Below are 21706 nucleotides of genomic sequence, written 5' to 3'. Positions count from 1 at the left end.
AATATTAATGGCCCGTTTTTTCATTGACCGCCCGATTTTCGCCTGGGTGGTCGCGATCGTCATCATGCTTGGCGGCGTGCTGTCGATCCTCGGCTTGCCGATCGCGCAATACCCTAGTATTGCGCCGCCTTCGATTTCCATCGCTGGCTCCTACCCTGGCGCTTCTGCCAAGACCGTTGAAGATGCAGTCACCCAGGTCATCGAACAAAAGATGAAGGGTATCGATGGCTTGCGCTACATGGCGTCGTCGAGCGACTCGACCGGTGGCATCACCATCACCCTGACGTTTACCAACAGCACCAATCCTGATATTGCTCAGGTGCAAGTACAGAACAAGCTGCAGCTGGCGACGCCACTGCTGCCTGCCGCTGTCACGCAACAGGGTCTGGTGGTATCGAAAGCTACCAAGAACTTCTTGATGGTGTTCGGCTTCATTTCCGAAAACGGCAAGATGGACCAGACTGACTTGAGCGACTATGTGGCCGCCAACGTCGTCGATCCTTTGAGCCGCGTACCGGGTGTGGGCGACGTGACCTTGTTCGGTTCGCAGTACGCCATGCGTATCTGGCTCGATCCGGCCAAGCTGCAAAGCTTCAACCTGACTCCTGGCGATGTCATCACGGCCGTGCAGGCGCAAAACACGGAAGTGTCGGCCGGTGAACTCGGTGGCACGCCATCGGTCAAGGGCCAGCAGCTCAATGCCACCGTTTCAGCGCAAAGCCGTTTGCAAACGGTGGAACAGTTCGGCGCGATCTTGCTGAAAACCACGACCGACGGCGCGATGGTGTACCTGAAGGACGTGGCGCGTATGGAACTGGGCCGCGAAAACTACAATACCGTGGCCCGTTACAACGGCCATGCGGCAACCGGTGTGGCGATCAAGCTGGCCACCGGCGCCAATGCGCTCGATACGGCTAACGCCGCCAAGGCCATGCTGAGCGAGCTGGGCAAGCAATTCCCTGAAGGCATGAGCTACCAGGTGGCATTCGATACCACGCCTTTCGTCAAGCTGTCGATCGAAGAAGTCGTCAAGACCCTGGCCGAAGCGATCGTGCTGGTGTTCCTGGTGATGTATCTGTTCCTGCAGAATTTCCGCGCGACCCTGATCCCGACCCTGGCCGTGCCCGTGGTGCTGCTCGGTACTTTCGGTATCCTCAATGCGTTTGGTTATTCGATCAACACCCTGACCATGTTCGCTATGGTGCTGGCGATCGGCTTGCTGGTGGACGATGCGATCGTGGTGGTGGAAAACGTCGAGCGGGTGATGAGCGAAGAGGGATTGTCGCCGCTGGAAGCGACGCGCAAGTCCATGACGCAGATCACGGGCGCGCTGGTCGGTATCGCCATGGTGCTGTCGGCCGTGTTTGTGCCGATGGCGTTCTTCAGCGGTTCGACCGGTGTGATTTACCGCCAGTTCTCGATTACGATTGTGTCGTCGATGGTCTTGTCGGTGATCGTCGCGCTGGTCTTTACGCCAGCGTTGTGCGCCACCTTGCTCAAGCCGGTAGAAAAAGGCCATCACGTCTCGAACACGGGTTTCTTCGGCTGGTTCAACCGTAGTTTCGAAAGCAGCAGCAACAAGTACCAAGGCCTGGTTGGCAGCATGATCAACCACCGCGCCCGTTCTATGCTGCTGTATGTACTGCTGTTGGCCGGCCTGGTATTCGTCTTCCTGCGCTTGCCAACCTCCTTCCTGCCGGAAGAAGACCAGGGCATTCTGTTTACGCAAATCCAGTTGCCGACCGGTGCTACGCAAGAACGCACCCTGGGCGTGATCAAGCAAGTGGAAAACCACTTCCTGAACGATGAAAAAGATGCGGTCGCTTCGGTATTCTCCGTAGCCGGCTTCAGCTTCGGTGGTAATGGCCAGAACACGGGTATCGCCTTCGTGCGCCTGAAAGACTGGAAACTGCGTACCGACAAGAACCTGAAGTCGCCTGCCGTGGCTGGTCGCGCCATGGGCAAGCTGCTGCAGATCAAGGATGCGCTGGTGTTTACGTTTGCCCCGCCAGCCGTGCTGGAACTGGGTAACGCCACCGGTTTCGACTTGCAGCTGCAAGATGAAGCAGGCCTGGGCCACGATGCGCTGATCGCTGCGCGTAACCAGTTGCTGGGCATGGCGGCACAAAACCCGGTGATGGTGGGCGTGCGTCCAAATGGCCAGGAAGATACGCCGCAATACAAGATCGATATCGACCAGCAAAAGGCCACCGCTTTGGGCTTGCAGATCGCCGATGTCAACCGCGTGCTCAGCGTAGGCTGGGGTAGTGCTTACGTGAACGACTTCCTCGACCGCGGCCGTGTGAAGAAGGTCTACATACAGGGTCAGCCTGATTCGCGCATGCAGCCGGAAGACTTGAACAAGTGGTTCGTGCGCAATGCTACTGGCGACATGGTGCCATTCTCGGCCTTTGCCACCGGCAAGTGGATCTACGCTTCGCCACGCCTGGAACGCTACAACGGCTTGTCCTCGGTCGAAATCCTGGGTACGCCGGCACCGGGCCAAAGTACCGGCGCCGCGATGGATGCGATGGAAAAAATGGTCGCCCAACTGCCGCCTGGCATCGGCTTCAGCTGGACTGGCGTCTCGCTGGAAGAGCGCGAATCCGGTTCGCAAACGCCGCAGCTGTATGCGCTGTCGCTGCTGATCGTGTTCCTGTGCCTGGCTGCGCTGTATGAAAGCTGGTCGATTCCATTCTCGGTGCTGCTGGTAGTACCGCTGGGCGTGATCGGCGCCGTTGTCGGCACCTCGCTGTTCGGCCTGTCGAACGACGTCTACTTCCAGGTTGGCTTGCTGACCGTGGTCGGCCTGTCGGCGAAGAATGCGATTCTGATCGTTGAATTTGCCAAGGAAATGCAGGATTCGGGGATGTCCTTGCTGGACGCCACCTTGCACGCGGTGCGTTTGCGTCTGCGTCCGATTCTGATGACCTCGATCGCTTTCGGTCTGGGCGTGTTGCCACTGGCAATTTCCAGCGGTGCAGGTTCGGGTAGCCAGAACGCCATCGGTATCGGCGTGCTGGGCGGGATGCTGTCGGCAACCTTCCTCGGTATCTTCTTCGTGCCGGTGTTCTTCGTGCTGGTGCGCGGTTTCTTCTCGAAAAACGAGAAGCCAGCTGCGCCTGCTTCGCCTGCCGTCACGCTTTCTAAGGATGCGCATTAACATGAAAAAAACGCTACTCTCCATGGCGGCGCTGGCCTTTTTGGCTGGCTGCAGCCTGGCCCCCACCTACGAGCGCCCGGCAGCACCGGCGCCCGCAGGCTGGCCGACCGGCCCGTCTTACAAGGCCGACACGGCGGCGGCTGACGCCAAGCCGGTGGCCGACATCGCCTGGCGCGATTTCTTTGCCGACGCGCGCTTGCGCCAGGTACTGGAACTGGCGCTGGCGAATAACCGCGACCTGCGCGTCTCGATCCTGAATATCGAGAAGGCGCGCGCCACCTACGGCATCGAGCGCGCCGCGCTGATACCGACCCTGTCCGCTTCGGGCGGCCAGACGGCGACCCGCATTCCGCGCAACGCCAGCCCGAACGACGAAGCTTCGATCACGCGCCAGTACACGGCCAACCTGGGTGTCTCGGCTTACGAGCTGGACTTCTTCGGCCGCGTGCGCAGCCTGTCCGACAGCGCGCTGGAGCAATATCTGGGCACGGAAGAAGCACGCCGCGCTCAGCAGATCAGCCTGGTGTCCGACGTTGCCAGCGCGTATCTGAACCTGGTGGCCGACCAGCAGCGTTTGCTGGTGGCGCAAGACACCCTGAAGAGCCAGCAAGCTTCGTATGACCTGGCCGTGCGCCGCTTCGATGCGGGCGCCGCGTCTGGCCTGGACAAGTATGACGCCCAGACCAGCGTGGAATCGGCCCGTTCCGACGTGGCTGTCTACACCAGCCAGGTGGCGCTCGATCAAAACGCGCTGACCTTGCTGGTTGGCAGCACCGTGCCCGCCGAACTGCTGCCGCAAGGCGAGTTTGGCCAGGTGGCGAACCTGACCGAGATTCCATCGGGCGTACCGTCCGATGTGCTGCAGCGCCGTCCTGACGTGCTCGAAGCAGAACGCACCCTGCGTGCCGCCAACGCCAATATCGGCGCGGCGCGCGCAGCGTTCTTCCCTCGTATTTCGCTGACGGCGACGGCGGGTTCGCTCAGCAGCAATCTGTCGGGCCTGTTCAAGGGCGGCAGCGGCAGCTGGAGTTTCATCCCGCAGATCAGCTTGCCGATCTTCGATGGCGGCGTGAACCGCGCCAACCTCGATATCGCCAAGGTGCAGCGTGAAATCTCCGTGGCGCAATACGAAAAAGCCATCCAGGTGGCCTTCCGTGAAGTGTCCGATGCGCTGGCGCAGCGTGGCACTATCGATGATCGTTTGCAATCGCAGCAAGCGCTGGTCGACGCGTCCACCAAGAGCTACACCATCCATGACGCGCGCTACAAGCAGGGCGCCGATACCTACCTGAACGCCCTGGTGGCCCAGCGCGCGCTGTATGCGGCGCAGCAAAGCCTGATCACGGCGCGTCTGGCCAAGTCGACTAACCTGGTCACCTTGTACAAGGTGCTGGGTGGTGGGTGGCAGCCTGAGCAGACAGTCGTCGCGGCGGCTGGCGGAGTCCAATAACCAAGGAGGACGCCGACGCCGGTCTTGCCCGCAAGGGCAGGGCCGGCGCGCTACTGGAAAAGTCATGAACCAAGTTGAAAAGAAGCATCCGGATCCCGAGCGCGCCAACACGCGGCGCAAGCAAGTGCTCGATGCAGCCGAAAGCTGCTTCAGCCGCCGCGGCTTCCACGGCGCAAGCATGGCCGAAATCTCCAAGGCCGCCGGCATGAGCGCGGGCCACATCTATAACTACTTCGACAGCAAGGATGCAATCATCGCCGCCTTCGTCATGCAGAATATGGAGCGTGTCTCGAACCTGATGCAGGACCTGGCGCAACAGGAAGACCCGCTGCAGGCAGTGATCGACAATGCATACGAACACGTGCTGGAAAGCATGGACCCGAAAACCTGGGTGATGCCGCTGGAGATATTCTCCGAAGCATCGCGCAACCCGGCGATTGCCACCATGCTGCGCTGTGCGGACCGCCGCTCGCGCCAGCTGTTCCTGGACATCGTGCGCGCCGCCCGCATCAAGCGCGGCTTGCCTGCCGGCGATGAAATGCTGGAAGGGCGCTTGAACGCCCTGATCTCCATGTACCAGGGCTTGCCCCTGCGCGTGTTGCACAATCCCGATGTCAACACCGGCCCGATGGTCGAGGGCTTTCGCATCGCCGCCGCCGCCTTGCTGCTGGGCGAATAGGCACTCGATTAGCAGCAGAAACAAACTTTGCGCAGATCGAAATGAATCCTGCGCAAAGCATGGCAAAAACCCAAAAGCCTCTGCTATAATTCCTACCTCGTCGGGGCGTAGCGCAGCCTGGTAGCGTACATGCATGGGGTGCATGGGGTCGGAAGTTCGAATCTTCTCGCCCCGACCATTAGATTCAGGGAAAAAGGCCAATCTTCGGATTGGCCTTTTTCTTTTTGCGGGTGTTCTTTTGATGGGGCTTATCTTATGCCGCGACCACTTGCAACTCACGGCCCAGCGCGCGCAGCGCCGCTTCGATGGCGTCGATCCTGGTGATGTGCGTTAAATCTAGCAGCCGCGTGACTTCTTGCGGCGTCACCGCCATCCGCCGCGCCAGTTCCGCTGGCCGGATCGCTTGCGCGACCACTTCATTGAGCAGCAACACCTTGGCGCTGATACTGGCCGGCAGGCTGATCAGGCGCTCACTGGGCAAGGCCACGGAAGGGCGTGGCACCAGCCGGCGGTCTTCAAAATAAAAATCCATAGCACTGACCAGGCCATCACGCGCCTCGGCTTCATCATCGCCCTGGACGATGGCTTCAGGAATATCGCGGAAGGTGACGACATAGCCGCCATCGGGATCGGGTGCGAAAATTGCGGGCTATCTCAGCCGCTCCCTTGAGCGCCAGAGTGCAAACCATCCAGGCTTGCGACAAGCATTCCATTCCCTTAATTCACCGCTTGCCGTCAGCGCGCTATTCCGCCATCGCCTTCATGGCCGCCTGCGCCAAAAATCCTGAGCATGTGAGGTGACGGGATTTGGCGTACCGGTCGATCTCCCGCAGCAGGCTTTCCGGCAAGGAGATATTCAAGCGTACCGGCTTGGTGTGGACTTTCGACAGGTCGATATCCACCAACATCCAGAAACCATCGGCGTAATCAGGATCGCTCATCCATTTTCCAATGTCGGATGCAGCAGGAATATTTGCTTCTCCTTCATACATCGTTTCGACGGCTTCCTGGGCGGCCTTGTTGAGGTCATGCAGATCGGCGGCGGCGGTGTTGACGCCCGGCAGGTCGGGAAACGTAGCGCCATAGGGGCTGTTGGCTTCCATCCATACGTAGAGAGGATAGAACATGTGTGGCCTCACTTTACGGGCTTGTTCCAATGGCCTGAGGGTTGTATGTACGAAGTTCATTTTAACGCGATGGCTGGCGGGTTCAAGGCGTGCCTGCACAACATTGCTGGCATGCCGCTTTCGAGCAAATCCTGAGTTTGGACCTTCCAAGTCGATGACTGATTGCGACCACCAAGAATTTAAATATACCATAGTGGTAGAAATAAAACCGTTATGGTATTCTCCGGGCACAAGCCGAGTTCTGGCGTCAACTACCTGGATTTTTATGAATACTGTATTGCGTCGTTCGGTCAGCAGTGTGCTGATCGTTGCCATGGCATGGGTGCCGTTTCCTGCGATGGCGTCGGATAAGGTCAATTGCGAGAGTGAGCGCGGGCGCTACAATTTTTGCCGCGCTGATACGGATGGGGAAGTAAAGCTGATCCGCGAGTTTTCCGTCAATCAATGCCGGGAAGGGCGTAGCTGGGGTTATGAAAACCGGGGCGTGTGGGTAGACCGTGGCTGTTCCGCTCAATTCCGGGTGGGGCGCGACAAGGACAGCGAGAAGAAAGCCGCGATTGCGGTGGGCGTGGTCGGCCTGGCCGTCATCGCCGCGATGGCCGCCAATGCCAATAACAAGGCGCAGCAAGAGAATCAGCCATCGCCGCCGCGCGAAGTGCAGCGCTGGAATGCGGGCGAGTTTTCCGCTTTCGATAGCCGTCAAAAGGCCATCGTGAAACTCACGGTGCAGGCAGATGGCCGGCTGTCAACCTACAGCCGCGGTGAAGTGCAATCGGGTAGCTTGCAGGATAACGCCATGTTCATTGGCAACTCACGCTTTCGCATCGAGCCGCAGGCCGATGGATTTCTGGCCACGGACCAGTCGGATACCTCGCGCCAGTTGCGCTTCGAACGCCAGGGCAGCGGGCGGTAAGGAAGACGGGGCGCATCCGGCATTTCATTCCGCCGATTTCGCCGTTCGCTCCCCGCTTCCTGCAACCTGTCACTGTAAATGGCGTAGCCATTGTTTTTTCGTCTATCATGGTCTGGCAATGCAAGATTGCCATGTTTTCCTTCATCTACTTACCATGAGGTGTCCATGCTACGTTATGCCCTGCCTGCACTCTTGTTCGCCAGCGTCCTGCCGGCCTACGCGCAATCTCCTGCCAACGATGTTCCGCTGATCGAGCGGGCGAAGATTTTTGGTAATCCCAGCAAGTCCGGCGGCAGGATCAGCCCGGATGGCAAGTGGCTGTCCTGGATCGCGCCGCGCGATGGGGTGCTCAATGTGTGGGTGGCGCCGGCCAGCGATCTGTCGAAGGCGCGTGCGCTGACGGATGAAAAAGTGCGGCCGATACGGGGCAGCTTCTGGTCGCCTGATTCGAAGACCTTGCTGTTTATCCAGGACAAGGGCGGCGATGAAAACTTCTTGCTGTATGGCGTGAACGTGGTCAGCGGCAAGCAGATCAATTACACGCCGTTTGAAAAGACCCGCGTGCAGATCGTGCAGATCAGCAGCAAGGTCAAGGACCGCATTTTGATCGGCATCAATAACCGCGATCCGCGCTGGCATGATGTGTATAGCCTGGACCTGGCCAGCGGCAAGCTGACCCTGGTGCAGCAGAATGACGGTTACGGCGGCTATCTGGCCGATGAACAGTTGAACCTGCGCCTGGCGAGCAAACCACGCAGCGATGGCGGCGCTACCTATTTCCGTGTCAAAGGCGGCAAGGTCGAGAGCACGCCGCTGGCCGACATCGGCCTGGACGATTCGCAAACCACCGCGCCGCTGACGTTCACCACCGATGGCAAGACCTTGTACTGGACCGATTCGCGCGGCCGTAATACCTCGGCCCTGCTGGCGCAGGACGTGGCCAGTGGCAAGACTACCGTGGTGGCCGAAGATGCGCGCGCCGATATTGCGAACGCACTGTACGACCAGCGCACGGGCCGCGTGCAGGCGTATAGCGTCAATTATCTGCAGCAGGAATACGTGCCGCTGTCGAATGACGTGAAAGGCGATCTGGAATTCCTGAAGAAGAATACCAAGGGGCAGTTCAGCGTGGTGTCGCGCACGGATGCCGACGATAAATGGCTGGTGGCGGTCGATAGCGTGACTGCGCCGCCATCTGCCTGGCTGTACGAGCGCAAGGCCAAACACCTGACGCAGTTATATGTGACGCGGCCCGAGCTGGAAGGCGCGCCGCTGGTGCCCATGTATCCGCAAGAGATCAAGGCGCGCGATGGCCTGACCCTGGTGTCCTACCTTACCTTGCCGCAAGCGTCGCAGGCTGACGCAAGCGGGCACGCCAGCAAACCGGTGCCGCTGGTGCTGCTGGTGCATGGTGGCCCGTGGGCGCGCGACGGCTACGGCTACAACAGCACGCACCAGTGGCTGGCCAACCGTGGTTATGCCGTGCTGTCGGTGAACTACCGCGGGTCGACGGGCTTTGGTAAACAATTCATTTCGGCCGGCGATTTGCAGTGGGGCCGCAAGATGCACGACGACTTGCTCGACGCCGTGCAATGGGCCGTCAAGAGCGGCGTGACCACGGCTGACAAGGTCGCCATCATGGGCGGCTCGTATGGCGGCTACGCAACCCTGGCCGGCATGGCGTTCACGCCGACCACGTTTGCCTGCGGCGTCGACATCGTCGGTCCATCGAACCTGTTTACCTTGCTCGAAACCATACCGCCGTACTGGGAATCGATCAAGCAGCAGTTTTACAAGCGCATGGGCGACCCCACCACGGAAGAAGGCCGGGCAATGTTGAAGGAACGTTCGCCGCTGAATTCTGCCGCCAATATCCAGCGGCCCTTGCTGATCGGCCAGGGCGCCAATGACCCGCGCGTGAACGTGCGCGAGTCGGACCAGATCGTCGCTGAAATGGCGGCGAAAAATATCCCCGTCACCTACGTTCTGTTCCCCGATGAAGGCCATGGTTTTGCGCGTCCCGTGAACAACATCGCCTTCAATGCGGTGGCAGAAAACTTCCTCGGCAAATGCCTGGCTGGCCGCGCCGAAGCGATAGGCGGCACCATCAAGGCGTCCACCGCGCAGGTCAAGCACGGCGCCGAATTTGCGCCGGGCTTGCAGGAAGCGATACGCTGACAGGCAGGGGCGGCGCTGGCATTTACATCTTTTCCACCATCTGCAACAAGGTGTCGCCAAAGCCGCCTCTGGCTTTGGCATTGCGACGGGCGCTGGTGTTGACACGGGGCGCTGCGCTCCAGACGATGTGCGCACCGCTTGCCTCCAGCGCGTCGACCAGCGCCACATCTTCGCTGCAGGCGAGCGGTGCGAAACCACCGGCGCGCACGTAGGCGCTGGCACGCACGCCCAGGTTGGTACCGTGAATGTGGTGATGGCCGTCGGCGTCGTTATACGTGCGGGCAAAGTGTTCGCGCAGGGCCAAGACGTGCTGCTGGTGCGGTGACCAGTCGTCGACGGCTACCGAGCCGCAGACGGCATCTGCATCCAGGCTCAGTTGGGTGCTGAGCCAGGCGGCCGAGACGCGCGTGTCGGCATCGGTGAAAGCGAGCCAGCGTGCACCGCGTTCCAGTAGTAGTGCAGCGCCAGCGGCGCGGGCTGCTCCCACGTTACGGTCCTCGACAGCGATCCAGTCCAGGCGCCAGCGCAGGTCAGTGTGCATGGCGTGCGACATCACGATGCGCTGCGAGTGGTCGCTGCAGGCGTCGAGTACGATGACGATGTGGACTACTTCGCCGCCTAACTGGGGGCAGGTAGCGGCGGCACGCAAGGCGTCCAGGCAAGCACCCAGATACTCCTCTTCATTGTGCGCTGGGATGACGACGCCTATCATGCGAAACCTTCGCGCTGCGCCACCGAGCGCGCATCGCTGGACCAGACGCCCAGCAAAAAATCCGCTTCTTCGTGGTGCAATAACTGGTGCAAGGTGGCGATATTTTGAAAAGCGGCGTGCACGCATACGGTCGATTGCATCCGTTGCACAAATGGCGCTCGCCAGTGGCACAGCACGATGCTGCCGCCGTGAGCCAAGCTGGCGGCGCATTGCTCTGCCACCTGCGCCAGTTCTTCCGATGACAGATAGTAGGCGATCTCGCTGATCACGATCAGGTCGAATTTTTCTATACCCAAGCCCTGGCGCGGCCAATCCTGTGGCAAGCGATGCTGCTCAAAATGAACCTTGTCGCCCAGGCCGGCATCTGCCAGCCGTCGTTGCGCCAGTTGCAGCGCTTGCTCCGACATGTCGGCCGCCAGCATGCGTTCGCAGCGCTGCGCCAGCGCGGCGGTCAATTCGCCATTGCCGCAACCTGGCTCATAGGCGTTACGGTAGTGTTGCTGCGGCAGGCAGGCCAGCAGCAGGGCGCGCTTGCGCTCCTCGTACCAGCGTTGGCGAACTTGCCAAGGGTCGGCGCTGTCGTGGTACAACCGCGCAAAATAAGCACGGCGCTGTTCATCCATGTTGATAGACGGGTTCATAGAAAATAGACCTCATAAGGATGTAGCAGGCGCTCTAGCGCATGGGGGGCAACGATGGGCGGCTGTCCCGTCGATGTGTCAGCCTGCATCTGGCTGGCAAAGCAGTGAAGGGCCGTGCGCTTGCGCCGTAGCACCGCGTCGGGAAGCAGCAGGCGGTGTGCGCGCTGCCACGGCACTTGTATATCGCCCGGGATGGCCCAGTGCCAGGTCCAGACCGGCATTTCTACCAAGCTGGCGCCGCTGTCGGCGGTGGCCAAAGCGCAAGCCAGGCCGCAGGCTTCATGGTCTGGATGGCCATCGAGACGCCAGGTGGTCAGTACGATGTCGCCAGGATGCAGCATTTCCGCCAGGCGGGTGCGCAAGCGCGTGAGCTGCCCTGTCACGCCGCCGTCCGGCAGGCGCATGCGCACGCAATTGTTGAATGCCACGCCCAGTGCCGCAAGGGATTGCGCCGACTCCAGCGGGCGCATGCGGCGCAAGCGTTCTGGCGGCCATAATGTCGATCCGGGGTGGCTGGCATCGCCGTCGGTGACGGCAACGAGCACCATATAATTACCTTGCGCCACCAGCAATTGCAGCAAACCGCCGCAGGCGAGGACTTCATCATCGGGATGCGGTGCGACGATGACCACCCGCCTGCCTGGCGGCGCCAGTGCATGCGCGGTGATCGTGGGGATGAGCGCTAGCCCCGGCCATGCTTGCCACTGCTGGTCGGTGGTGCCCACGCCTTCGATGCGGCGTTCTTGCGGCTGGAATGGGATGTGCATATCAGAGTGACCAGGGATGGTCTTGGGCACCAGCGATGATGCCGCCCAGGCTGGCCTGGTCGCGCTCGGCATGGCTTTGGCGCAGGAATACAGGCAGGTCAGCTGCCAGGCGCGCGAATCGGGCATCGCGGCACAAGGGGCCGGCGCCCAGTGCACGTGTCGCTAGCTGTAGTACCAGCGTGGCGGCGTCTTCCACCACCAGGCGCAGGCGCAGCGCCAGTTCCATCGCATCACGCTGCGGATGCAGATCGATCTCGGCCGCACCCTCGCGCAGCAGGGCAGCGCTGGCGCGCAGCGTGCAATCGATCTGTCCCAGTTGCGCCAGGCGCATGGCGTCGGGTGCCGCACGCTGGGCGCGCGCATGCAGATGGCTGGCGACCGCGCTGGCGGCGCCATACCAGGCGGCTGCGATACCGGCTCCGCCATGCCAGAAGCCTGGCCGTGCCAGATAGGCGCCGGGCTGGCCTATGGGGAAAGCGTGTGCGCCCGTAAATTCCACGTCGACGCTGGCGCAGGCTGCCATGCCGACTGCTTGCCAGCCTTCGTCGGTGACGTGTACACCTGCTTGCGTCAATACGACGCTGGCCAGGCAAGCCTGGTCTTGCTCATTCCAGCAACTGACAAGCGCGTGGGTGAGCCCGCTGGCACCCGAACACCAGGCTTTGCGTCCATCCAACAGGTAATGTCCATCCTGCGCCTTGCGCAGCCTGAGCCGCGTGCCCGGCATTTCCGCGCACCAGACGCCCCAACTGCTGCCAGCCGGCGCGCCGGGGCCTGCGCTATCGAGTTCGGCCAGGATGGCCAGCGCATCGGTATGGGCTTCATACAATTTGAGCAGGCTCAGGTCGACAGCAGCGACGGCCGCCAGCGCCTGCCAGCGTTGCAAGGTGGCGCCATGTCCGGGCCGGGGCAGCGTGCCGAGGCCAGCATCGAGCAGATACCGCAAGCCTTCCATGGGTGGCAAGGCTTGCAGGATTTCCGAGTTAAAGCTGGTGATAGCCAATACGATTGAGTCAGTAACAAACATTGCAAGCTCCTGTTTTTAGACAGTCTAGCTTTCAATTTTTGCAATGTATGTTCGATCTTGCACACTAACTCATCAGAGGCCTTTGATGCGCAGCGATCTTGCGCCGGCGCGTGGTCATGCCGACCAGGCACAGCCCCGCCAGCAGCATGGCCCAGGTTTGCGCTTCCGGCACGGGCGCCAGCAGCGAGATTGGCGACAGCAAATAGCCCTGGCGCATGCCGAGCAGGCTGTTGTAGCCATTGGCGGCGATATAGCCCGCGTCGTTGATGCCGGTGGCTTCATACAGCAGCCAGCCGGCGTTGAGCACGGCGGCGCTGAGGAAACTGTTCAGGTCGTAGACCAGTCCATCGCTCCACAGGGTCGCGCGCCCATTCGCGCTGCCCACCACCTGGCCCAGCGCGTTGATGGCGCCTGCCGTGCCCGCACCCAGGTTGTGTGCGCCCAGGCTATCCCAGACCATCACGTTGCCATTGCTGGTACCGGCGACGGCGCCCAGGCTATTGATGCCCGCCGCCTTGCCGGCAGCCAGGTAGCTGGCCGTGCCATTGTCCCAGCGCGTGATGACGCCATCGACTTCGCCGGCGATCTGGCCCGCATCGTTGATACTGCGCGCATAGCTGTTGGTGGCGCCCACCGGGTGGATGTCGGTCGCCGTCAGATTCGTCCATACGGTGGCGTGATTGGGTTTGCCCATATCGAATTTTGGGTTGCCGGTGGTAAAGGCTTTGGCATAACCCACCGCCACGCCGTGATTATTGATGCCGTAGGCGTTGCTCTCGATGCTGGCGTCTGCATACATCAACTTCTTGCCGACCATGGCGACGGTGTAGTTGTAGCTGCCGACATAGGCCAGAGTGTAGCCGGAAGCGAGACCGGCGTCGTTCAAGCCCGTGCCCCAGCTTAAATATTCGTTATTCGTGCCCATGCTACCGGCGATGGCGCCCCAGTTGGTGGCGGCAGGCATGATGCCGCTGCCATAGCTGGTGCCGATGGTGTGTGCCAGCTGATTAATGCCGCTGAGATTGCTTTCTATCCCATAGTCCCAGGACAGGCCTCTTGCCGAGTAAGACGGCGATGCGCTGGCCTGGGCTCCGATCAGGGCGCTCAGGGTGGCGGCGATACACAATGCTGAGATGCGTGTGAACATGGTATTTCCCCTGTGGAAGTAAAAAACGGTTTCTTTTTGATAACGATCAATATTATCATAATGAAAATAATCATGTGTTATTTATATAAATAAAGTTGTTTTTATAGTATTCATGCGAATGCCAGGCTTGAGGGCCGCTTTATTTGGTGCAGGGGAAAGGGAAGTGTGATGCGGTCCGTAAGGGACGTGCCGCGTATGCCCGGGTAGCATGACGTCACCCGGGTTGTGGCTGGCCGCTTTGGCAGTGCGGCTAGCGGTGGATCAGCGCTGACTTATTGCCGGACGTAGCGCGTGTCGAATGCAAAACCAGTCGATGTTGTGCCCAGTACAAACATTTCATTGCCACGCAAGTACAGTCCACCCGTATTCGTCTGGGCTTTTTGTGTACCTTCATCATAGATGCATGTGCTTGAGCCGTTGCCGAAGTCGATGCACCATTGCTGCTGGTTGGCGATGGTGACGTATTTGACGCCGGGGCCCGTCACCGACAGCTGATACTGGGGCAGCGTGGAGTTGATCTTGTTGACGGTAATGGTAGACGCTGCTGTGTTTGCCGACAGCTTGACGCTGGTATCGACGGTGCCATTCGGGCTGGCGGATATTTTTGCGCTGATCGTTTGTGTTGCCAGCAGCGCGCCGGAGCAATCGCGGCCGCTGTAGTAATTGCTGGTGGTGGCAATATCGATCGAACCGTTGCCCGATGGCGATAAGGTAATGACGGCGCTCTCGCGTTCGTGGTCGTCGCAGTCGGCTTGCCATGATCCTACATAGCCAGCCAATGCTTGGCCGGCCGGCTGTACGGAATCACTATTATTACTACCGCCTCCGCCGCAGCCAGCCAGCAATGCAGCGCTTGTTGCAAGTAATATCGCCCAGTTTTTTTGCATTCGAACTCCCAGGTAAGCGGCAGGTATGCGTGCCGTATGCGCCTGGCGATTATAGAATTGTTAATTGGGGGAAATTCTCTCCTAATATTGCATTTCATGTAAGGCCATCTGAGCCTGCAGGGGAGGGGTGGAGCCGCCTGCCGGGCCGGCTCCTGGATCGGGGCGTGTTTACTTGCGCGTGTAGAACTCGTCTACCGTGTAGGTTGGGCCCGTCGGCGAGAGCAGATACAGCGTGTTGCCGCTGATGTACATGCCGCCGGTACTTGCCTGTGCAGTCGTTGTGCCTGGATCATCGATACAGGTACGGGAAGTGCTATTCACGTTGAAGCACCACTTTGCCTGGCCGCTTTCGACCACACGCTGAACGCCAGGACCGGTGACGACGACGTTATGTGGCGGGATATTGATATTGACTTTGTCGATGCGGGTGGTCGTGGGCGGTTTGCCGATGCCAGCCTGCACAGCTGTGTCTGCCGTGCTGAGATAGCTGATCGAAGGATTGGTCGTCGTGGTTTGCGTGGCGATAGGTGCGCCGGCGCAGCTCGCCGACTGGAAGTGCTCAGCCTTGATCGTGACTTCCAGGCTTCCATCTGCCTTGTTCGAGAGGGTCAGGGTATCGATTTCGTAATCGTCGCAAGGCGATTGCCAGGTGCCAGCGTAAACGGACAGGGGGGTAAGGGCGGGGGTGTTATTGACCGGGGAGGAGGAGTCGCTCCCGCCACCGCCGCAGGCGGCCAGCAAGGTTGAACAAGCGGCAACAATCAGAGTCTTTTTCATGTATTTCCTATCAACGGCAAAGTGGCGTGCCGTGGGCGCGCCCGATTATAGGAAATATTTCTTTTTGAAAACTATCCAAAAGTATCCGGACACCCCTTTGTATGGGAAAAGGGTGCCGGCATCAGGAATTATTAAAGGCTCTGTCCTCAACAAATAGGGGAATCTTCCTGTAAAGCTGAGGTCTGATTAAAAGGTTTCTCAGTTATCAGCTGGTGGCGCCACTTTTGCCATTGCCGCTGGCGCCTGGCGCACTTGCCTGCCCAGCTTGAAGACGCCCACCACCTCCGCCAGGTGATGCGCCTGGTCTTGCAGGCTTTCGGCGGCAGCCGCCGCTTCTTCCACCAGGGCGGCATTTTGTTGTGTCACGCCATCCATTTGCGCCAGCGCCTGGTTCACTTGCGCGATGCCGTCGCTTTGCTCGCTGGTCGCCACGCTGATGTCGGCCATGATGGTCGTGACTTTGCGCACGCTGTCGACCACTTGCTCCATCGTCGCGCCCGCTTCATCGACCAGCTTGCTGCCAGCAGCTACCTTGCCCACGGAATCATCGATCAGCAGCTTGATTTCCTTGGCTGCCGCGCTTGACCGTTGTGCCAGGTTGCGCACTTCCGTGGCGACGACGGCAAAGCCGCGTCCCTGTTCACCGGCGCGCGCCGCTTCGACAGCCGCGTTCAGCGCCAGGATATTGGTCTGGAAGGCAATGCCATCGATGACGCTGATGATGTCGACGATCTTGTTCGAGGAATCGTTGATCGAGGTCATGGTGGCGATGACTTTGCCGACCACGACACCGCTCTTGTGCGCCACGTCGGAGGCGGAGGCCGCCAGCTCCCTGGCCTGGCGCGCATGGTCGGCGTTTTCCCTGACCGTGCCCGTCAGCTCTTCCACCGAAGCAGCTGTTTCTTCGAGCGAACTGGCTTGCTGTTCCGTGCGTGCCGACAAATCATTATTGCCCTGGGCGATTTCGGCGCTGGCGCGGGCCACGTTGTCGGCGCTGGCCTGCACCTGCAGCAGCACGGCGTGGATCTTGGCGACGAATTGATTGAAACCGTTGCCGATGACGGCCAGCTCGTCGGTGCCGCGCACGTCGAGCTTGACGCGCAGGTCGGCGTCGCCGCTGGACAGGTCCGTCATGGTTGCACCCAAGGTGCGCAGCGGCCGCGTCAGGCGGTTGAGCACCAGCACCAGGATGCCGGCCGTGGCGGCAGCGCACAGCAGCGCGATCAGCAGGGTATAGCGCATCAGCTCGCGCGCGGGTGCGGTGGCCACGCTTTTTGGAAAACTCAGTTCGATGCTCCACGGCGCGATGTCGGGGTGGATGTGCAGCGGCTGCAGCAAATGTACCTGGCCCTTGCCGTCTTCATATTCATAGGGCTGGCCCTGGCGCACCTTGTCCAGTGCGGCAGGCGGCAAGTCGTCGGCTTTCTTGCCCAGCTTTTCAGGCACGGGATTGCTGGCGTACAAGCCGCCATTCGAGATCAGGGCCAGCTTGCCGCCATCAAATACTTGCAGGCCGGCCAGGATCTTTGCCAGCCGCGTCAGCATGAAATCGGCGCTGGCCGTGCCCTTGAAGCTGCCGTCGATCATGATGGGCGCCACCAGCGAAGCCATCAGCACACTCTTGCCATCGACTGGATAGACATATGGTTCTGTAAAGAACACCTTACCCGTGCGCTTGGGGATGTCGTACCAGTCATTGGCGCCCGCGCCGGGGCCAAAGACATTGGGCTCGGCATGCAGCTTGCCATCGCTGCCGCGCGTCCAGTAGGGCATGAAACGGCCGCTGGCGTCGTAATACGGTTGCTGGTTGGCATAATCCGCATCCTTGCCGTCGAGCGCGTTTGGTTCCCATGCCACCATGGCGCCGATGAAGTCATCGGAACTGGCCAGGGTGGCCTTGCTCAATTCGTAGATCTGTTCGCGCTGCAGGGGCAGGTCGGCGCTCTTGCTGCTGCGCATGGCGCCGGCCAGGCTGGTGATGTTGGCCAGGTTGCTGGCGATGCGTGCCTGCAGCGCGCCCGACGCTTCGCGGGCCGAGGTGCGGGCCAGGTCCATGGCGGCCCCTTCGGCCTGGGCGCTGCTCTGGTAGCCGATTACGGCCGCAGTGATGCCCAGGCTCAGGATGGCCAGCGCGGTGGCGGCGACGCAGATTTTGCTATTTAAAGACAGTTGCATGAAGGCTGATCCTGGATATGGAAGACGGCGGCGGTGGCCATGTGATGTGATTGTGCCAGCGGCAGATGAATGCTTGATGACGGGCTAGGGCTGGCCCCGCTGCGCGGCTTGCTGCAAGGCGGTGATCAGTTCCGGCAGTGCCGCATGCAGCGCTGCCATCGTGGCGGCGGGCAAGTGTGCCTGCGCTTCGATCTTGCTTGAGGGCGGGCCCCAGGCGACCTGGGCGCTCAGCTGCGCCGCTTGTTCCAGGCCCGTGACGCTGACCAGCAGGGCAACTTCGTCGGCGCTGTCTGGCGAGACCTGTTCCAGCAAGCAGGAAATGCCGAAATGATAATCCTGGAAGGCGCTGGCGTTGCCACCGGAAAACGCAAAAACGGAAGCCAGCGCCTGCGGTGCCGTGTGGGCGATGTCGGGCAGGGCGGCACGGAACAGGGGCAGTAAATCGTTTTCCAGCTGGATCACCAGTGGATGGGTGTGACTAAGGACGGTCATGGAGCGATGGATGTATGACAAGTGCTGCCATTATACCCGAAGCCACTAAGTAGAAACGCGTAGTAAAACTAGATGATATGCCTAGAGAAACGTGCAAGATGTCAGAAAAATGCCCTGATGCGTTGCAGCATATCGAGTATGGTCTGGCGCAAAACCGGATCGCTGGCGATGCCTTCGGCATCAAGTCCCGAACCGAGCAGGGGAAGGCTGATGCAGGCGTCGTCGATCACGCGGGCCGACATGGTGGACACCGTTTCACGCAGTGCCGCCTGTGCATGGGTGGCGCGCGGCGAGGTGTTCAGAAGCACCAGCGGTTTGTCGATGAAGGAGGTATTGCTCACCATCCAGTCGAGCGCATTTTTCATGGGGCCGCTCACGCCATGTGCGTATTCCGGACTGGCCAGCATGAGGACGTCGGCTGCCAGGATGGCGTCGCGCATGGCGGCGACAGCGGGCAGGCTGTCCGCATCAAGGTCGGGATTGAACAGCGGTAAATTACCGAGCCCCGTATCGATGCGGATCTCAAATGTGGGTGGGGCGATCTGGGCAATCGCGCGCAGCAAGGCCAGATTCAATGAGGCGGCGCGTAGGCTGCCGGCGATGGCGAAGATGGTGACAGGTGTTTGCATGCCGCCGTTATAGCCCATCCTGTGCTCAAGCACAAGGCGAGCAGGATGGCGCTATCAGTAGCGGCGGACGCCAGTGTTGGTCGATGACCGGAATTAACGGCCCAGGCCGCTCATCCATGTAGGCTGTGGATTGGCGCGCGCCAGTTCGCGCATGCGGAATTCCAGGTCATAGCGGTCGGCTGATTCCGCCAGATAGGCTTCTTCGTAAGCGCGTTCGCGGTGATCGGTGCTTTGCGACAGGTAGGCGCCCAGGCGTTTCAGGGCGGTCGCAACAGTGGCGACGATGTTGTTGCTTTGGGTGCTGTGGTAGCTGAACGTGGTGGACATGGCAGGCTCCTAAAGATGGTGTGCCGCGTGTGCTGCACTGCAACAAATTATACCGATTTCAAGTTATAAGTACACTTTTGATTTCAAATGTCAGTCATTCAATTATCGAATAATTGTTCTGGAAGCTGCGAAATACGGGGCTTTCGGGCATAATGCGGCCGCATATACGTAGTTTTACTACGTCATTGCTCACCCTGGAATGTTGCTTTCATACACGCACGGCAGGGCACAACTATCTTGGAATGAATAACGGAGAAAGTATGGAATACGTAAAGCAAGGTTCGGGCGTGCTGCCCGCGCAGGCTGGCACGCAAAACAATACAGGCGCCCTGATTATTGTTACCGTGCTGTTTTTCATGTGGGGTCTGCTGACCTCGCTCAATGATGTGCTGATTCCCCATCTGCGCTCGATCTACACGCTGACGTATGTGCAGGCGATGCTGGTGCAATTCTGTTTCTTTGGCGCCTACGCCATCGTTTCCTTGCCTGCCGGCATGTTGATCAAGCGTATCGGCTATCAAAGCGGCGTGGTGACGGGCTTGCTGATCGCGGCCGCCGGCTGCGCCATGTTTTATCCTGCCTCGACGGGCAGCTATGCGCTGTTCCTGCTGGCCTTCTTTATCCTGGCAGCTGGCATTACCGTGCTGCAGGTGGCCGCCAATCCTTACGTGACGGAACTGGGTAACCCGCAGACGGCATCGAGCCGGCTGACCCTGACGCAAGCGTTCAACTCGCTGGGCACCACGGTGGCGCCTACCCTGGGCGGCATTTTGATTCTGTCGGGCACCGTGCTGACGGTACAGCAATTCGATTTGCTGCCGGCCGTCGAGCAACTGGCTTACCGCGCCAAGGAAGCGGCCGCCGTGCAAGGCCCCTACCTGGCGCTGGCTGCGACCCTGGTGGTGCTGGCTGCACTGTTCGCGCTGGCCAAATTGCCAAAGATTTCGCATGCCGACGATGGCGCCGTGGCGCAGGATGGCCAGCAAGTATCGATCTGGTCGCAGCGCCACCTGGTGCTGGGCGCCATCGCCATTTTCCTGTACGTGGGCGGTGAAGTCAGTATCGGCAGCTTCCTGATCAATTTCATGGGCGAAAGCCAGATCGCTGCCCTGAGCGCGGCCGATGCGGCGCATTTCGTCAGCTACTACTGGGGCGGCGCCATGCTGGGCCGTTTCATCGGCTTTGCCGTGATGCGCTATGTCAGCCCGGGCAAGACGCTGGCCTTCAATGCAGCCGTGGTGATCGCCCTGATCCTGGTAGCGATTTTCGCGCGCGGCCATACCGCCATGTGGGCCTTGATCGCCGTCGGCCTGTTCAATTCCATCATGTTCCCGACCATCTTCAGCATGGCTTTGAACAAGCTGGGTGCGCAAACGGGCCAAGGCTCGGGCATTCTGTGCATGGCGATTGTCGGCGGCGCCATCGTGCCGTTTATCCAGGGTTTCCTGGCGGACCACATGAATTTGCAACTGTCGTTTATCGTGCCAGCCCTGTGCTACACCTTCATCCTGTATTTCGGCTGGAAATATGCGGGCATGTATAAAGAAGATGCAGCCGTGAAGTAAGCGCTAGGCTAGTAGTAAAAGAAAGGTGGCTGCGGCCACCTTTTTTCATGCGTGTTCGAAACGCGTGCCAAATATATCCTGGCAAACCTCCAGCCAGGCGCGCGCTGCGTGCGACAGGTAGCGCCCGCTCCAGATATGCGCCACCTGCCAGGCCAGCTCCGGTTCGATGATGCGCACCGCCTCCAAAGGTTCACCGGCCAGGCGGCGGATGAATGGTTCTGGCAGCAGGGCTACGCCCAGGCCGGCCGAAGCCATGGCGACTAACCAGTCCCACTGGCCGCTCTGCGCGGCGATCTGCGGCGTGAAACCGGCCTGGGCGAATTGCTGGCGCAGGCTGCGCGTGAGGGCAAACTCATCTTTTAATAGCACCAGCGGCAGGTTGGCCAGCGACTTGAAGGGCAGGCTGGTGCGATTCTTTTGAAACGTGCCTGGTTCAGCCAGCGCCCAGATCGGATAGCTGGCGATGGTCACCGTCACCAGATCCAGCTCGGGATCGGCCGGCAGGACCGTCATGCCGATTTCCAGTTCGCCAGCCGCCACCTTGCGCTCGATCTGCTGGCCCGTATCTTCCTGCAGGGTCAGGCTGATATTCGGGTAGCGCGTGCGAAACGCTTTCAGCACGGGCGTGAACAGGACATTGATCATGGGCGGGATGCCCACCGTCAGGCTGCCCCGCTGCAAGGCTTGGGTATCGCGCACTTCCAGGGTCAGCTGGCGCATATTGGCCAGCATTTCCTGGCCGTGCTGGTAGACGACGCGGCCCGTGTCGGTCAGGGTCAGCTTGCGCCCGTCACGCACCAGCAGCTGCGCGCCGACTTCATCTTCCAGCTGGCGCACCATCTTGCTGATGGTGGACTGGGTCAGGTGCAGCGACTCGGCCGCCTGCGTAAAGCTGGACAGGCGGACGGTTTCAACGAAGTAGCGCAGGGAGCGGATATCCAAGATGTTCTGCCAGGGAAAATAGTGTGATGAGTCAGGCATGAAAATACCGACTGGGTGTGGCGAATTTAATTCATGCCATGCATGTAGTCGGGATTTTATACTGAAACC

Annotated in this window: 20 protein-coding genes and 1 tRNA gene; 7 read left to right on the top strand and 14 right to left on the bottom strand. The window is 60.3% G+C overall.

The annotated features are described in order from the left end of the window. Nucleotides 1-7 precede the first annotated feature (7 nt). The 4 genes from HDE75_RS05145 (at nt 8) to HDE75_RS05130 (ending at nt 5470) form a co-directional block, all read left to right on the top strand. Nucleotides 8-3163, top strand: coding sequence for an efflux RND transporter permease subunit (locus HDE75_RS05145; RefSeq protein WP_183675923.1), 3156 nt, complete (start codon nt 8-10; stop codon nt 3161-3163). 1 nt (nt 3164) lies between these two features. Then, nucleotides 3165-4613 (top strand): AdeC/AdeK/OprM family multidrug efflux complex outer membrane factor, encoded by a 1449-nt coding sequence (gene adeC, locus HDE75_RS05140; protein WP_183675924.1) that lies wholly within the window; start codon nt 3165-3167, stop codon nt 4611-4613. A 64-nt stretch (nt 4614-4677) separates the two neighbouring features. Beyond that, nucleotides 4678-5292, top strand: a complete 615-nt coding sequence (locus HDE75_RS05135; RefSeq protein ID WP_183675925.1) for a TetR/AcrR family transcriptional regulator — start codon at nt 4678-4680, stop codon at nt 5290-5292. 101 nt (nt 5293-5393) lie between these two features. Then, a tRNA-Pro gene (locus tag HDE75_RS05130) sits at nt 5394-5470 on the top strand. A gap of 75 nt (nt 5471-5545) precedes the next feature. Here the strand turns inward: HDE75_RS05130 and HDE75_RS05125 are convergent. Further along, nucleotides 5546-5824, bottom strand: coding sequence for a hypothetical protein (locus HDE75_RS05125; protein WP_311735067.1), 279 nt, complete (start codon nt 5822-5824; stop codon nt 5546-5548). Between the two features lie 211 nt (nt 5825-6035). Then, a complete protein-coding gene (locus tag HDE75_RS05120; RefSeq protein WP_183676632.1) occupies nt 6036-6419 on the bottom strand; it encodes a type II toxin-antitoxin system HicB family antitoxin in 384 nt (127 codons plus the stop codon). Nucleotides 6420-6684: 265 nt separating this feature from the next. On the opposite strand from HDE75_RS05120, the gene HDE75_RS05115 reads away from it, so the two are divergent. After that, a complete protein-coding gene (locus HDE75_RS05115; protein ID WP_183675926.1) occupies nt 6685-7332 on the top strand; it encodes a DUF3011 domain-containing protein in 648 nt (215 codons plus the stop codon). 165 nt (nt 7333-7497) lie between these two features. Continuing rightward, the gene (locus HDE75_RS05110; RefSeq protein WP_183675927.1) at nt 7498-9510 is read left to right on the top strand and encodes a S9 family peptidase; all 2013 of its coding nucleotides are present in this window, start codon (nt 7498-7500) and stop codon (nt 9508-9510) included. Between the two features lie 22 nt (nt 9511-9532). Here the strand turns inward: HDE75_RS05110 and HDE75_RS05105 are convergent, their stop codons facing one another. From HDE75_RS05105 to HDE75_RS05055, 11 genes are all read right to left on the bottom strand, one after another. Continuing rightward, the gene (locus HDE75_RS05105) at nt 9533-10222 is read right to left on the bottom strand and encodes a glycosyltransferase family 2 protein (RefSeq protein WP_183675928.1); all 690 of its coding nucleotides are present in this window, start codon (nt 10220-10222) and stop codon (nt 9533-9535) included. Further along, the gene (locus HDE75_RS05100) at nt 10219-10863 is read right to left on the bottom strand and encodes a class I SAM-dependent methyltransferase (RefSeq protein ID WP_260173687.1); all 645 of its coding nucleotides are present in this window, start codon (nt 10861-10863) and stop codon (nt 10219-10221) included. Before HDE75_RS05100 ends, HDE75_RS05105 begins: the two co-directional genes overlap by 4 nt. Continuing rightward, nucleotides 10860-11630: a PIG-L deacetylase family protein gene (locus HDE75_RS05095; RefSeq protein WP_183675929.1), complete on the bottom strand. Its 771-nt coding sequence runs from the start codon at nt 11628-11630 to the stop codon at nt 10860-10862. The genes HDE75_RS05100 and HDE75_RS05095 overlap by 4 nt, the downstream gene beginning before the upstream one ends. Before the next feature lies 1 nt (nt 11631). Then, nucleotides 11632-12657 carry an acyl-CoA dehydrogenase gene (locus tag HDE75_RS05090; RefSeq protein ID WP_183675930.1) on the bottom strand — a complete coding sequence of 342 codons (1026 nt, stop codon included), beginning with the start codon at nt 12655-12657 and terminating at the stop codon, nt 11632-11634. 64 nt (nt 12658-12721) lie between these two features. Next, the gene (locus HDE75_RS05085) at nt 12722-13804 is read right to left on the bottom strand and encodes a PEP-CTERM sorting domain-containing protein (protein ID WP_183675931.1); all 1083 of its coding nucleotides are present in this window, start codon (nt 13802-13804) and stop codon (nt 12722-12724) included. Nucleotides 13805-14076: 272 nt separating this feature from the next. Beyond that, a complete protein-coding gene (locus HDE75_RS05080; protein WP_183675932.1) occupies nt 14077-14691 on the bottom strand; it encodes a hypothetical protein in 615 nt (204 codons plus the stop codon). 168 nt (nt 14692-14859) lie between these two features. Then, on the bottom strand, nt 14860-15468 hold the full coding sequence (locus tag HDE75_RS05075) for a hypothetical protein (protein ID WP_183675933.1): 609 nt from the start codon (nt 15466-15468) through the stop codon (nt 14860-14862). 198 nt (nt 15469-15666) lie between these two features. After that, nucleotides 15667-17643 carry a methyl-accepting chemotaxis protein gene (locus tag HDE75_RS05070; RefSeq protein WP_183675934.1) on the bottom strand — a complete coding sequence of 659 codons (1977 nt, stop codon included), beginning with the start codon at nt 17641-17643 and terminating at the stop codon, nt 15667-15669. An 84-nt stretch (nt 17644-17727) separates the two neighbouring features. Next, entirely contained in the window at nt 17728-18135 is a 408-nt protein-coding gene (locus HDE75_RS05065) for a hypothetical protein (protein WP_183675935.1), read from the bottom strand. Between the two features lie 101 nt (nt 18136-18236). Then, entirely contained in the window at nt 18237-18764 is a 528-nt protein-coding gene (locus tag HDE75_RS05060) for an NADPH-dependent FMN reductase (RefSeq protein ID WP_183675936.1), read from the bottom strand. Between the two features lie 93 nt (nt 18765-18857). After that, a complete protein-coding gene (locus HDE75_RS05055) occupies nt 18858-19091 on the bottom strand; it encodes a DUF3563 family protein (RefSeq protein ID WP_183675937.1) in 234 nt (77 codons plus the stop codon). A 260-nt stretch (nt 19092-19351) separates the two neighbouring features. On the opposite strand from HDE75_RS05055, the gene fucP reads away from it, so the two are divergent. Further along, the gene (gene fucP, locus HDE75_RS05050) at nt 19352-20656 is read left to right on the top strand and encodes an L-fucose:H+ symporter permease (protein WP_183675938.1); all 1305 of its coding nucleotides are present in this window, start codon (nt 19352-19354) and stop codon (nt 20654-20656) included. Between the two features lie 45 nt (nt 20657-20701). On the opposite strand, the gene HDE75_RS05045 is transcribed toward fucP, so the two are convergent. Continuing rightward, nucleotides 20702-21598 carry a LysR substrate-binding domain-containing protein gene (locus HDE75_RS05045; RefSeq protein WP_183675939.1) on the bottom strand — a complete coding sequence of 299 codons (897 nt, stop codon included), beginning with the start codon at nt 21596-21598 and terminating at the stop codon, nt 20702-20704. Nucleotides 21599-21706 lie beyond the last annotated feature (108 nt).

This window comes from Janthinobacterium silvisoli, from assembly GCF_014200725.1.
Classification (GTDB): Bacteria; Pseudomonadota; Gammaproteobacteria; order Burkholderiales; family Burkholderiaceae_D; genus Janthinobacterium.
This window is presented reverse-complemented; position numbering and strand designations above follow the sequence as displayed.

What these genes read in the sequence shown, in the direction of transcription:
- HDE75_RS05090 (WP_183675930.1), bottom strand. Translation starts at nt 12,657, where the DNA reads ATGTTTGTTACTGACTCAATCGTATTGGCTATCACCAGCTTTAACTCG.
- HDE75_RS05100 (WP_260173687.1), bottom strand. Translation starts at nt 10,863, where the DNA reads ATGAACCCGTCTATCAACATGGATGAACAGCGCCGTGCTTATTTTGCG.
- HDE75_RS05085 (WP_183675931.1), bottom strand. Translation starts at nt 13,804, where the DNA reads ATGTTCACACGCATCTCAGCATTGTGTATCGCCGCCACCCTGAGCGCC.
- HDE75_RS05060 (WP_183675936.1), bottom strand. Translation starts at nt 18,764, where the DNA reads ATGCAAACACCTGTCACCATCTTCGCCATCGCCGGCAGCCTACGCGCC.
- HDE75_RS05080 (WP_183675932.1), bottom strand. Translation starts at nt 14,691, where the DNA reads ATGCAAAAAAACTGGGCGATATTACTTGCAACAAGCGCTGCATTGCTG.
- HDE75_RS05095 (WP_183675929.1), bottom strand. Translation starts at nt 11,630, where the DNA reads ATGCACATCCCATTCCAGCCGCAAGAACGCCGCATCGAAGGCGTGGGC.
- HDE75_RS05135 (WP_183675925.1), top strand. Translation starts at nt 4,678, where the DNA reads ATGAACCAAGTTGAAAAGAAGCATCCGGATCCCGAGCGCGCCAACACG.
- HDE75_RS05065 (WP_183675935.1), bottom strand. Translation starts at nt 18,135, where the DNA reads ATGACCGTCCTTAGTCACACCCATCCACTGGTGATCCAGCTGGAAAAC.
- HDE75_RS05115 (WP_183675926.1), top strand. Translation starts at nt 6,685, where the DNA reads ATGAATACTGTATTGCGTCGTTCGGTCAGCAGTGTGCTGATCGTTGCC.
- HDE75_RS05075 (WP_183675933.1), bottom strand. Translation starts at nt 15,468, where the DNA reads ATGAAAAAGACTCTGATTGTTGCCGCTTGTTCAACCTTGCTGGCCGCC.
- HDE75_RS05070 (WP_183675934.1), bottom strand. Translation starts at nt 17,643, where the DNA reads ATGCAACTGTCTTTAAATAGCAAAATCTGCGTCGCCGCCACCGCGCTG.
- adeC (WP_183675924.1), top strand. Translation starts at nt 3,165, where the DNA reads ATGAAAAAAACGCTACTCTCCATGGCGGCGCTGGCCTTTTTGGCTGGC.
- HDE75_RS05055 (WP_183675937.1), bottom strand. Translation starts at nt 19,091, where the DNA reads ATGTCCACCACGTTCAGCTACCACAGCACCCAAAGCAACAACATCGTC.
- HDE75_RS05105 (WP_183675928.1), bottom strand. Translation starts at nt 10,222, where the DNA reads ATGATAGGCGTCGTCATCCCAGCGCACAATGAAGAGGAGTATCTGGGT.
- fucP (WP_183675938.1), top strand. Translation starts at nt 19,352, where the DNA reads ATGGAATACGTAAAGCAAGGTTCGGGCGTGCTGCCCGCGCAGGCTGGC.
- HDE75_RS05120 (WP_183676632.1), bottom strand. Translation starts at nt 6,419, where the DNA reads ATGTTCTATCCTCTCTACGTATGGATGGAAGCCAACAGCCCCTATGGC.
- HDE75_RS05145 (WP_183675923.1), top strand. Translation starts at nt 8, where the DNA reads ATGGCCCGTTTTTTCATTGACCGCCCGATTTTCGCCTGGGTGGTCGCG.
- HDE75_RS05110 (WP_183675927.1), top strand. Translation starts at nt 7,498, where the DNA reads ATGCTACGTTATGCCCTGCCTGCACTCTTGTTCGCCAGCGTCCTGCCG.
- HDE75_RS05125 (WP_311735067.1), bottom strand. Translation starts at nt 5,824, where the DNA reads ATGGATTTTTATTTTGAAGACCGCCGGCTGGTGCCACGCCCTTCCGTG.